We start from the raw sequence: 10947 nt of genomic DNA on the forward strand, positions 1-10947 counted from the left end.
GTTGTTAGGCCCAGTTGCTGCCGACGGTGGCGTCGGTGGTGGCCATGTGGTCGCCGGCGTTGGTGATGTTGTGGCCGTGGGTGTTGGCGGATTGGTAGATGACGGCGAAGTTGCGGCCGAGTTGGGTGATGAATTCTTGGCAGGCGGTGGAGCCGGCGCCGCCCCAGAAGTCCCCGGCGGCGAGGACGTCGGCGATGATGGCTTGGTGTTCGGCTTCTAGGGCTGCAGCTTGGGCGCGGATGGTGGCGCCGTGGGCGGCGACATCACCGAATTGGTAGTTGATCGTCATGATGAACGTGTGTTCCTTTCTGTGAAAGTGTTTGTGCGGCAACACACTGTGGCCGCAGTGAATGGGGTGGGGTTAGCCGCGCAGGATCTGCTGGGAGGCGTGTTTCTGGGTTTCGTAGCGGGTGGCGTCGCGCAGCAGGTTGTCACGCACGTCGCCGAGGATGGTCACGATGTTGGTGAACGCCGTGTTGGCCTGGCTTAGGGTGTCGTGCGAGGTGGCCTGGGCGCTGCCGCTCCAGCCGGAGCCGGCGATGTTGAGCGAGGACGCCCACATTTTGCGGGCCTCATCGGAGATGGTTTGGGCGTGGGTGTCAAAACGGCCCGCCATGGCCCGCATCGCGGCGGGGTCGGTCATAAAACGAGAAGTCATTTGCCTTCTACTTCCTTTCCGGTGCACCCACACAGGGGCCGCGGCCGGCCCCGCCGGCACCGGGCATGCCGGCGGCTCCGGCGGCGGCCAGGGGTGCTCCGGCACCGCCCATGGGCATCATCGGCATGCCGCCCATCGGGGCGGCCCCACTCATACCGGCGGGCACCGCGTTGACACCCGCGGCGCCCACCCCGGCAAGGGCGGGCACCCCGGCGGTTTCACCGGCCAGCGGAGCCGCCCAGGAGGGGGGCACCGACAGTCCGCCGATGGGGCGGGCCCCACCCAGACCGGCGGCCACAGGCCCGGACACCCCGGCACCCGCCGCGGCCGCGGGTGCCTCGGCCAAACCAGCAGCCGCGGCGGCGGTGTCGGTCGGGGCGGTGGCGGGGGTGCCGCCCATCATGGAGGTCAGCGGCATCATCGCCATCGACGCGCCGGTCATGGCGCCCTCTTCGACCATCGAGGCCGCCATCGACATCACCGACCCGCCGGCACCGCCACCACCGGTACCCGGGGTGACCGGGCCGGCGCCCCCGCCGGTGGCGGTGCCGCCATGCCCACCGGTCGGGGTCAATCCACCCGTGGGGGTCAACCCCGAGCCGGTCGGCGTGAAGTTGGGGTTGATCACCGGCTTAGTCGGGGTGGCCCCGCTGCCTTTGGCCGGGGGTGCGGTAAACGGCGCCAGCCGCTGCGACACGGCGTGCACGGCGGCCTGATAGCCCGACATCGCGGCCACATCCTGGGCCCACATCTGCCCGTACTGGGCCTCGGTGGCCGCGATCGCTGGGGTGTTTTGCCCCAACACATTCGACGCCACCAGCGAGGCCAGCAGGGCCCGGTTCGCCGCGACCGCCTCGGGGTGCACCGTGGCCGAGCGCGCGGTTTCAAACGCCGCCGCCGCGGTCCGCACCGCGGCCGCGGCCTCCCCGGCGGCTGCGGCGGTGGCGTGCAACCAGCCCACATACGGGGCCGCACTGGCGGTCGTCGCCGCCGCGCCCACACCCCGCCACGACCCACCCTCGGTGGTCTGGGTGATCACCGAGGCAAACGACTCCGCCGCCCCCGCCAAATCCGCGGACAAACCATCCCAACCCGCAGCCGCAGCATGCAACGGCCCCGAACCCACACCGGCATACATCCGCCCCGAATTAACCTCCGGAGCAAACACCACAAAATCCAACACCAAACCACTCCTTCACCAACACAGCGAATGTCAAGCCGGCCAAGGCCAGCAGCATGAACTCCAACCCCCACAGTTCGGCCATTACGACGGCTCGAACGTCACGGACTGCGACCAGCCGAGCCGCTGGTCCGCGCGTAACGGCGGGCCAGGCCTAGTTGCGGCGAGCAGTGAGCGTGGTGGGCCCCATGCCGACTGCTCGCCGCACGCCTGAGAGTGCAGGACCTGTAGTGCCCGCATCATCGGTCAAAGCACCGAACTTGACGACGCACCAATGTCGTAGAGGCCTCGCGGGGAGTCGGCCTCCGCGGCTCCTCCGCGTCAACGCCGCAGGTCGATGACCGCGGCGCTCACTTAGGCCACTGCCGAAAGTGGCTATTCGCCTTACCTATTGGGGAACCTGATTAATCGTCCCAGTTGGCAGGCTTGCCGACGGCCTCCACAAAGCGGCGTTGCACCCGCTCGAGATCGGCCAAAGACGGTAATGCATCGGTGATTCGCGTGATTGCCACTCCAGCATCGGCGGTGTCGAAGTTGGGGCCCTCGGTCCGGACCAACTCGTCGACGACCACTGCGACCTCATCCTCGGTCAACCGACGACCGAGCAGGGCCAGCAACGGAATGTAGGCGGTTACCGGCACCCCTTGCGGATGACCGGCACGGAAAAAGCCACCGTGGTCGTCATCGCGGCGCCCAAATCCGCTGCCAGGACCCGTACCTTGCGAACGCTCAGCACGTCGCGCTCCTAACTTGACAGTCACGATCGGAAAAACGGTTCACACCTGTCGACCGGACACGAACACGGTGGGCGGACACCGAAGCGGCGCCGTCAACGCGGCCGCTAAACCCGCGTCACCGCCAACGCGGCCGCGAACGCCGCGCCATAGCCAACCCTGGCATAGTACGCGATCTATCGAATACCCCTGAGGGTCAGTGAGATTGACCTAGCTCACAATCCGCTGCCACCGGCGCGCAGGTCAGGATGCGGCGGCGCCGAGTGCTTACGCGGGTCGAACCCGCGGCGGAACTTCGGTGGCGCCAATGTAGGCGCTCACCCAGATGAACGTGTCGTTCTCTTTGGGTAGCCCGATGCTCGCTCGCAAAAATCCGGGAATGCCGACATCGCGTATCAACACACCGGCGTTTGCGTAGCGCTGCCACGCGGCGCGCGCGTCAGCGAACTCGCCGAACAGCACAAAGTTGGCCTCACCGGCGATGACACGGAAACCCATGTCGATCAACGCCGATGTCACCAGCTCGCGCTCGGAAACGAGGGCAGCCACATTGCTCGACGTATCGCCGGCGTGGCGCAGCGCCGCGCGGGCAGCCGATTGCGTCAAAGCCGACAAGTGGTATGGCAGCCGAACAAGATGCATCGCCTCCACCAGGCTTGGCGTACCTACCAGGTATCCAACCCGCCCACCGGCGAAGGCGAACGCCGCACTCATGGTCCGGACGATGGCCAGCTTGGTCGGATACTCCTCGAGCAGCGTCATCGCGCTGGGCTGCGAAGAAAACTCACCGAAGGTCTCGTCGACGATCAAGATCCCCGGCGTCACGTCGAGCAGCGCCCGCAGCTCGACAAGCGAGAGACTCTGCCCAGACAGATGATTGGGGCTGGCCAGCAACACCACATCGGGTTTGCGATCGGCCACGGCAGAAACAGCCGCGGCCAGATCAAGGCCGAAGTCGTCCGCGCGCAGGACCGTATGCGATTCGATGTCGGTGCAGCCCGCGACGAACGGGTGCATGGAATAGTCGGGGAGAAAACTCATCGCGATGCGTCCCGGTCCACCGAATGCTCGCAGCAGCTGTTGGACCACCTCATCTGAACTGTTTGCCGCCCAGATGTTCTCGGCACTCAGGTGCACACCGGTTTGCGCAGTCAGATAGCCGGCCAGATCGCGGCGCAGATCCATCGCGTCGCGATCCGGACGCCGATGCAACTCGACGGCGGCATCCCCAATGCACCGGATGACTTCGTCGACGAGTTCCTGAGTAGGCGCGTGCGGATTCTCATTAGCATCCAGTCGCGTCACGTTGGCGAAATCGAGATCACTGCACGGAATACGTTTGTCGCGCAGGCCGACACGCAGCGGTAGATCATCCAACGTCGGACCCACACGTTGAAGTAGCATCGTCGAGTACTCCTTCGAGCCCGTATGAGGTGGCCGCTGAGACATCTCGTTAATCTTCCACGTAGCGGTACGGCGCGGCCGGAATAGCCATTGCGCCAGGAGTTAGAAGAGCGCCGCGCATGGTCGCGATGCGAAGTGAACCTACGCTGGGTGCACCCGGCACATCATCGGTCAGACCCCTGAAATACGAGCCGAGGCAATGTCGTAGACAACCAACGACGACCGTCGGTATCTGCGGCGACGGACACGGCGACCACGGCGGCGGTGGCCGGCGGTCCCTATCCCGCCGGCCACCGCCTTCCCATGGCAAACGCGGACGTCGCATGAAGATTCTGAGTGGGGTGGGGCCGGCTACGAGTAGCCGTGCCGGAATTTTCAGTGGTTCTTCCGATGATCCCGCCAGGTATATATCGAATATTTGGCGTATCGGGTAATAGACAGAGGGCCGAAGTGGTCGTTTTATCAGTGACAAGCGGTCCTCATTATCAATTGAAGCGCTCGTCGTCGAGCGGTGTAGGAGGATTCGCAATCATGTCGATAGGTCTTTTATGGGGTGACATCAGTGGCCCGCCCATCCATATCCCCGAAGCCATGGTGGAAGCCGAGCGCCAGGCGCTTGCGGTGGCCCGGAAAGCCGAAGTCAAGCCGTACGCACCACGTGCTCGATCTGTTCGCCGGGCATGGGCATGGTGTCGATCACGTCGGTGACATCGATCCAGTAGTAGCAGCCCCCGTCCGGTCGATACCTGACTATTGACCCGCTCCAATCGGCTCGTGCAACGAACCCCAGTCACTCAACGTTGGCACGGTGTCGGCTCCGCTGGCCCGCGATCGCTCCCACCCCTTTCTGCGCGCGGGCCAGCGGGGCATCAAACGCATTGCAGCGCAGAGCAATACGTCAGACCACGGCAACAGCGGGCCCGACACGACGCCCGCCTGCCCCGGCCGTGGCCCAGCACACCGGACATGGTTCCGCGAGGTTTAGAACGGAGCTTGTTAGTGGAAGTCGTGCTCGGCCTATCCATGTCGTCGCACGTGACCCGTCTCGTTCTCGTCGAGGGTGCCGATGGTCGTGGTGCGACGCTTGAGCATGATGAGTTCCCGGTCAATCACACCAGCGGGTGGGGTCGCCGGGTATCTCGGAGCACGTGGTCGCAGTCATTCTCGGCACCCTGGCGTTAGCGGCGGCCCAAGACTACCGGCTGGTGAAAGTGGGAATCACCTAGACCGAGGACTTGTACACCGAAGCATGGCTCGTCTCGGATTCCCTGCGCGGCTTGGGAATCCGAAACGTGGTGTCGGTCCCCATGATCGATGCGGTGGAAACGTTCGTGCACACGCTGGCCGACAGCAATGACGACCGGGCAGCCGCGGCGCTGGTCTTGGAATCGGCCTGCGCGACCGCAACGTCGGTCTCAGTAGGCAGCGACGGGACCTCAAGCGCAGTCAGTCAGGTATACCGTGGATTTTCGTCGGACCCCTCGCTGCGAACACTCGCCGCGTCGATGTTCGCGAACCTGGACAGCGAGTCCACCACCGTCGCCGTGCTCGGCTCCAGCGTCGACGAGGACTGGATAATCGAGCAACTCAGCGACCTCACCCCGCTTTGTCTGACTGTCCCCGCCGAATGCGAGCTCGCCCTGGCCCGCGGGGCCGCTATGGTCGCGGCACAGAAACACGCCGGCGATGGCCGCTCGGTACGCCCGAACACCACGCCTTCCACGACATCCGCACCGCGCCAAACGAAGTCGAAGCCGTTGCTGTTCGTGCCACGCACGGCACGGTTGGCGACCTTGGATGAGACTTGCGAACCTGAGCCGCCGACTTCGGTGCCATCGGAAACACCGCGCAAGCCCCGCGGGTTGGCCACCACACCGCTGCTGGCGGCGATGCTGATCATGGTCAGTTTCACGCTGCTGGCCTCGCTGGTCGTCCTCACCAACGAATCCAGCGCCCACTCGGCGCCGTCCTCGGGCGAGTCACTCCCGCCGGTCGCGCTGCCATCTCCGTCAGCCTCAGGGATCGCAGACCTCACCGAATCGGTCCCCCGGGGAACACACCTCGGCACAACCCACCGAGGTGTTCGCCATCCCCGGCCTAAAGAGCTTCTCTCCCAACGTGACTGCGCAGGTGCCGTCTCCGCCGAACCCGCCGGCCGCGCCACCACCACCCGGCCCGTCGGCAGCGCGGGCCTGGCCGACTCCACCGGCAGCGACCGTGCGCCCACCCCGCGCCATACCCGAGGCGTTGTCGCCCTTCGAGCCCTTCTTCAACGGAATGATCGCGGTACTCAAGGGCGGCCTACCTCCGGCGTCGCCTCCAGCCGGTGCCGATCAACTCGTCGTTGCCGTACCGCCGTCACTGCTGGCCGCGATCCCCGGCACCACCCAAGTGCCGATCCCGGACCTGGACCTGTCCGTGCTGGCCAATTTGTCGAGCCCGCATTGATTGCCGCCGCACCGGCATGACACTGCGCAGATCCTCGCTTGCAGCACGGCTCAGGCGAGGTTGGTACAACCCGACAGCCTTCGTGGTGCGGCGGCCGATATTGACCATCTGCCTCTGGCTTGGGGTTACCGCGTGGTCCGTGCTTACGCTGCCCGCACTGCACGACGTTTTCGTCACCGGCGCGCCCGCACCCTTGCCCTCCGATGTGCCGTCAATGGCGGCCGGCCGGGCAATGAAACAGTCGTTCGACCGAGCGAAATCACCCAACATTGTGTTGGTGGTTCTGACCGACTCCAGCGGCGTCAACCCGGTCGATGAGCAGGCATATCGGCAAGTCGTCAGCGGCTTGGCAACCAACGCACCCAATACGACGACGGCGACGCGTCCACCCGACCGCATGATCAGTGCCGACCACAAGTCCTGGATCTTGCCGGTATACATTGCCGGCGAGGTCGGCTCGCCTACGGCCGACGATGCGTACCGGCAGATGGTCGCCAGTGTGCAAGGCGCGGTGGCACATACCGTGCTGACGGCGAGCTTCCTAGGTCCCCAAGCGGCGGCGCAGAGCACGGCAAGTGCCGGGGCGTCCGACACCCACGCGTTCGAAATCGCGGCCGCAGCAATCGTGTTGATCGTGCTGCTGATCGCCTACCGCAGCCTTGCAACCGCGCTGCTCCCGCTGTGCGCCACCGTCGTCTCGATCATGTTGGCGCGCAGCCTCATCGCCAGACTTGCGCACGCCGGGCTACCCGAGTCGCGCCAGAGCATCGCACTGGTCACGGCCATCATGCTTGCCATCGGCCTTGCGCAGGCGATGGTCCTGCTCAGCCGCTATCACGCCCATCTGCGGTCGGGGACCTCATCCGACGACGCGGTAAACGATGCGCTGGCCACGACGAGCCGGCCCTTGATAGCGTCGGCGATCATCGCGGTGGTCGGCGCCGCGAGCACGGTGTTCGCCCGACTCGGCGAGCTGGCACAGATCGGGCCGACGCTGGCGATCGCCGTGGCCATCGGCGCGATGTCAACGCTCACACTGCTTCCCGCGATCATCGCGGTCGCCGCCAGGCGCGGGTGGACCCCGCCCCCGCGCACCGGTCACACCCGGGCCTGGCGTCTGGTCGCGGTCAACGTCGTCCGACATCCTGGCCTGCACCTCGGTGTCACGGCGCTCGTTATGGTCGTGCTGGCAACCTGTTGCGGCTTCCTTCGCGCCGACTACACCGATCTGCGCGGGCTGACCACCGTCGCGGCGAGCCATCGGTATTCGGGAGTCGCCGATTACGTTTTGGTGCAGTCGAATCGCGATCTGCCGATCCTCGACACACTGCGGTCGCTCGGCCAGGTGCTCGGCGTTAATCCGGGCGCTGACCTGAATTCTGGTGACGCACTCGCGCCCATCGTGGCCGGCTTGAACGCCAGCCCCGCATGCGACGTCAACCCCTCATGCGCTACGACCCGCGGAAAATTACAGCGCCTGGTCCAAACACCCGGCAACGACGGCCTTCGTCGACTCTTGTTCGAGATCCAGACAAACAGCGACATTGCCGGAATCGTCGACGACATTCAGCGCATCGCGGACGCCGTAATCAAAGCCGTGCACTCGTTGGCCGCGCAGGGCGTGACGTCGATGCAGCAGCAACTGAGCACCGTGGGCGTCGGTGCCAATGGTCTGGCGCAAGGGTCCCAACAACTTGCCACCGGAATCCAGAAGCTCGTGGAGCAGACCAAACAGCTCGGGGCTGGTCTAAATCAGTCGGCGGCCGTCCTCTCCTCGATCGGCATGAGCGCCACACCCTCGTCGATGGCCGGCTTCAATCTTCGACCAGAGGCTCTCAACGCGCCCGACGTCAAACCGATTGCCGCAATGACCATTTCTGAGGACGGGCACGCGGTGCGCTATTTGGTTCAATCAAGTTTAGACCCGCTCAGCCAAGCCGCCGCCGATCAGGCGGACGCCATTCTGAGCACAGCTCGCAGCGCCCAACCCAACACTTCGCTCGCCGGGGCAACCATCTCGCTTTCCGGCATCTCGGCGGTCAACCGCGATATTCGTGACTACCAGCGCAGTGACGCCTTATATATCGGTACTTTTCTGGTTCTCGTGATGCTGGGGGCGCTGATCGTGCTCGTTCGAGCCGTCGTCGCACCGCTGTACGTGGCCGGCCTGACCGTCCTGTCGTACCTGTCGGCACTCAGAGTCACCCGAGCCGTCATGCACTACGTTGTGCATCGGCATGTTTCGTGTCAGGTGCCGATCACGGCATTCGTGGCCCTGGTCGCGGTAAGCGCCGGGCACACCGCAAGCCTGATTCAGCTCATCCGCGACAGATCGCCACACGGACAACGCTTAGGGGTAGTTCGTGCCATGTCCTCGGCAGGTCCAGTTGTCGCCAGCGCCGGGATCATCTCGGCTGTCGCGATGTCAAGTCTCATATTCAGCGACGTGACCGCACGGGCCCAGATCGGCTTCACGGTCGCCACGGCCCTGATATTCGAGACCACGTTGGTGCGACTGGTTATGATGCCGGCACTCGCGACGCTGGTTGGCCGCGCGAACTGGTGGCCGTCAGGAGGTCTTGCGGGCCTTCGCGACCGACGTAACCGACGGGAAGCCGCTCTCGCGGCAATACACCGTCGACGGGTATCGCTGACCCATGACATGCGGCCGGTCTTCACCCGGCTGTCACGAAAGTCGTTTGGGTAGCCGACCTACGAGGGGGAGGAGGCGGGCATGCGTGGTTGTCGCGGCCGGTGATTCAGTCATTCAACCGATGTTGTGCACCAGGCGCGTGCCGGATAGTTGTGCGGCGCAGCACCTTCGTGTTGCGCACGGTTGCGATCGGTCTAGGTAGGAGGGTTGGTGGGCATGACGTTGTCGTGTGACCACCCTCCCGCCTACCCGGGCGCCCTGTTCGCTCCGGTTCCCGGCGGTTATGCAGACCGCCCGATCGGATGTTGTCTAAACCCAGGATGGGATGGGTTTTCGCCGGGATCTCGCCGCACCACACCGCGCTGCGCCGTGTGTCATATCTGGAATCGGTGCTGAGATGGTCGCTTTGGGAACTGGCCGCCAGCGTCAGACGCCGTCGTTGGGGTGCCGCGAATCATGACGGAGCAGCTGCGCACCGTGGTCATTGGTCTTGGGTCGGTGGGTGTGTCCATCTCACAGCAGCTCATGCGCGCCGGCAACCTTAGCGTCGCAGTTGATGCCGATGCCAACGGGACTGCCTTGGCAGCCGGGTATGGGATCCCGGTCGCGCGGAGTCTCGCCTACAACTGCGACACGGGTCCGATCGCGATCTCGGCGCTGCCGAGTGTCGAGGCGCTCAATTCACTGTGCACCCAATTGGTCAAGGGCACCAGCGGAATCCGCTACCTCGTGGAGGCCAGCGCCGTTCCGGTGGCCGCCAAGAGCCGCGCCCGGGTCTTCCTGGAAGCCGTCGGCATCACCATGATGGATTGCGCGATAATCGAGACCAACCCCAGCAGCTACCGGCGCGACGTGGTGGCATGTGCGTCCGGGCCGCAAGGCACCGTCGAAGCCGTTCGACCCGTGTTGGGCGCGTTCAGCCAACGAGTCGAATACGTCGGTGAGTTCGGTGCGGCCACCGCCATCAGGCTGGTCGGCAATCTCATCGTCGCACTGAACAACGCCACCACCGCGGAGGCACTCACGCTGGCGCAGCGACTCGACCTCAACTCCGAAGTGATGGTCGAACTCTTGGCGGGTACCGCCGCGCGTTCGGGCCAGCTTGAGCTACAAGGACCGATGATGGCGTCCGGAAACTACGCGCCGGCATCGGCGACATTGGGGATGTTCATCAAAGAGGTCGATCTGATCTCGGAGTTGGCCGGTGCGGCCGGGTCGCCGACGCCGCTGCTGAATACCGCCGCGGTGCTCTATCGAGCCGCGGGGTCGGCCCTGGACCACGACTTGGACGGCAGCGCCATCCACGCCATCTACGAGCCACTGCCGCCGATCAAATGAACGCACCAGCCACAGAGAGGCGGTCAATTATGTTGGCCGCCTGTGAAGTTCGTACTACCGCACCGGGAGAGGCGAGTAGATGACTGACCGCGAAGCGTTCGAGCCGGCCGATGACTTCTACCGGTGGCGACAGGATGTGTCCGGCTCGCCGCGGGGGATGCTGTTGCGCGTCGAGGGACTCGACGCGGCGCACCTGCTGCGCGGTGCCGCCGACGGCTGGCGCATCCTGTACGTCAGTGTGGGGCACACCGGCCGCGAGGTCGCCGTGAGCGGGTTGGTGTATCTGCCGAACGGCACGCCTCCCGAGGGGGGGTTGGCCGGTCATCTTGTACGCCCACGGCACCACGGGCATTACCGCGGCCGCGGCACCATCGTTGAATCCCTTGGCGCAGTTGCTGAAACATCCGGTCCTGGGCACGGTGTCGTGTTTCTTGGAGGCTGGACAGCAAAGAGAAGAAGTTGTTCTCGCGGATGGCCGAGGTGTTCGCCGGCTTCTTGTCCTACACCGACGCGCAGATCGGCCGGATCCTGG

9 protein-coding genes and 1 pseudogene are annotated in these 10947 nt (G+C 65.1%); 5 read left to right on the forward strand and 5 right to left on the reverse strand.

Annotated elements, in window-relative coordinates; genetic code table 11:
- Positions 1–4: 4 nt before the first annotated feature.
- The 5 genes from T428_RS0124390 to T428_RS0124410 all read right to left on the reverse strand — a co-directional run bounded on the left by T428_RS0124390 (position 5) and on the right by T428_RS0124410 (position 3976).
- Positions 5–289 carry a WXG100 family type VII secretion target gene (locus tag T428_RS0124390; protein ID WP_025738060.1) on the reverse strand — a complete coding sequence of 95 codons (285 nt, stop codon included), beginning with the start codon at positions 287–289 and terminating at the stop codon, positions 5–7.
- A gap of 72 nt (positions 290–361) precedes the next feature.
- Positions 362–658, reverse strand: a complete 297-nt coding sequence (locus T428_RS0124395) for a WXG100 family type VII secretion target (protein WP_025738061.1) — start codon at positions 656–658, stop codon at positions 362–364.
- 7 nt (positions 659–665) lie between these two features.
- On the reverse strand, positions 666–1841 hold the full coding sequence (locus T428_RS0124400) for a PPE family protein (protein WP_156943056.1): 1176 nt from the start codon (positions 1839–1841) through the stop codon (positions 666–668).
- Positions 1842–2242: 401 nt separating this feature from the next.
- Entirely contained in the window at positions 2243–2599 is a 357-nt protein-coding gene (locus T428_RS30780; protein ID WP_025738505.1) for a DUF3349 domain-containing protein, read from the reverse strand.
- Between the two features lie 240 nt (positions 2600–2839).
- The gene (locus T428_RS0124410; RefSeq protein ID WP_025738506.1) at positions 2840–3976 is read right to left on the reverse strand and encodes a histidinol-phosphate transaminase; all 1137 of its coding nucleotides are present in this window, start codon (positions 3974–3976) and stop codon (positions 2840–2842) included.
- 966 nt (positions 3977–4942) lie between these two features.
- Between T428_RS0124410 and T428_RS36300 the strand changes: the two genes are divergently transcribed.
- The 5 genes and pseudogenes from T428_RS36300 to T428_RS36270 all read left to right on the forward strand — a co-directional run.
- On the forward strand, positions 4943–5158 hold the full coding sequence (locus T428_RS36300) for a DUF7159 family protein (RefSeq protein ID WP_483819038.1): 216 nt from the start codon (positions 4943–4945) through the stop codon (positions 5156–5158).
- Between the two features lie 53 nt (positions 5159–5211).
- The gene (locus tag T428_RS33060) at positions 5212–6444 is read left to right on the forward strand and encodes a DUF7159 family protein (protein WP_156943057.1); all 1233 of its coding nucleotides are present in this window, start codon (positions 5212–5214) and stop codon (positions 6442–6444) included.
- 212 nt (positions 6445–6656) lie between these two features.
- Positions 6657–9131, forward strand: a complete 2475-nt coding sequence (locus T428_RS0124435) for an MMPL family transporter (protein WP_245605071.1) — start codon at positions 6657–6659, stop codon at positions 9129–9131.
- 402 nt (positions 9132–9533) lie between these two features.
- Entirely contained in the window at positions 9534–10415 is an 882-nt protein-coding gene (locus T428_RS0124440; protein ID WP_156943058.1) for an NAD(P)-dependent oxidoreductase, read from the forward strand.
- A gap of 438 nt (positions 10416–10853) precedes the next feature.
- Positions 10854–10947 (forward strand): annotated as a pseudogene (locus T428_RS36270) (hypothetical protein); the annotation flags it as partial.

The organism is Mycobacterium genavense ATCC 51234, from assembly GCF_000526915.1.
GTDB classification, from domain to species: Bacteria; Actinomycetota; Actinomycetes; order Mycobacteriales; family Mycobacteriaceae; genus Mycobacterium; species Mycobacterium genavense.

Bases quoted from the DNA above. Each gene is read 5' to 3' on its own strand.
- T428_RS0124390 (WP_025738060.1), bottom strand. From the start codon at position 289: ATGACGATCAACTACCAATTCGGTGATGTCGCCGCCCACGGCGCCACC.
- T428_RS0124395 (WP_025738061.1), bottom strand. From the start codon at position 658: ATGACTTCTCGTTTTATGACCGACCCCGCCGCGATGCGGGCCATGGCG.
- T428_RS0124410 (WP_025738506.1), bottom strand. From the start codon at position 3,976: ATGCTACTTCAACGTGTGGGTCCGACGTTGGATGATCTACCGCTGCGT.
- T428_RS36300 (WP_483819038.1), top strand. From the start codon at position 4,943: ATGGTTCCGCGAGGTTTAGAACGGAGCTTGTTAGTGGAAGTCGTGCTC.
- T428_RS0124435 (WP_245605071.1), top strand. From the start codon at position 6,657: ATGAAACAGTCGTTCGACCGAGCGAAATCACCCAACATTGTGTTGGTG.
- T428_RS0124440 (WP_156943058.1), top strand. From the start codon at position 9,534: ATGACGGAGCAGCTGCGCACCGTGGTCATTGGTCTTGGGTCGGTGGGT.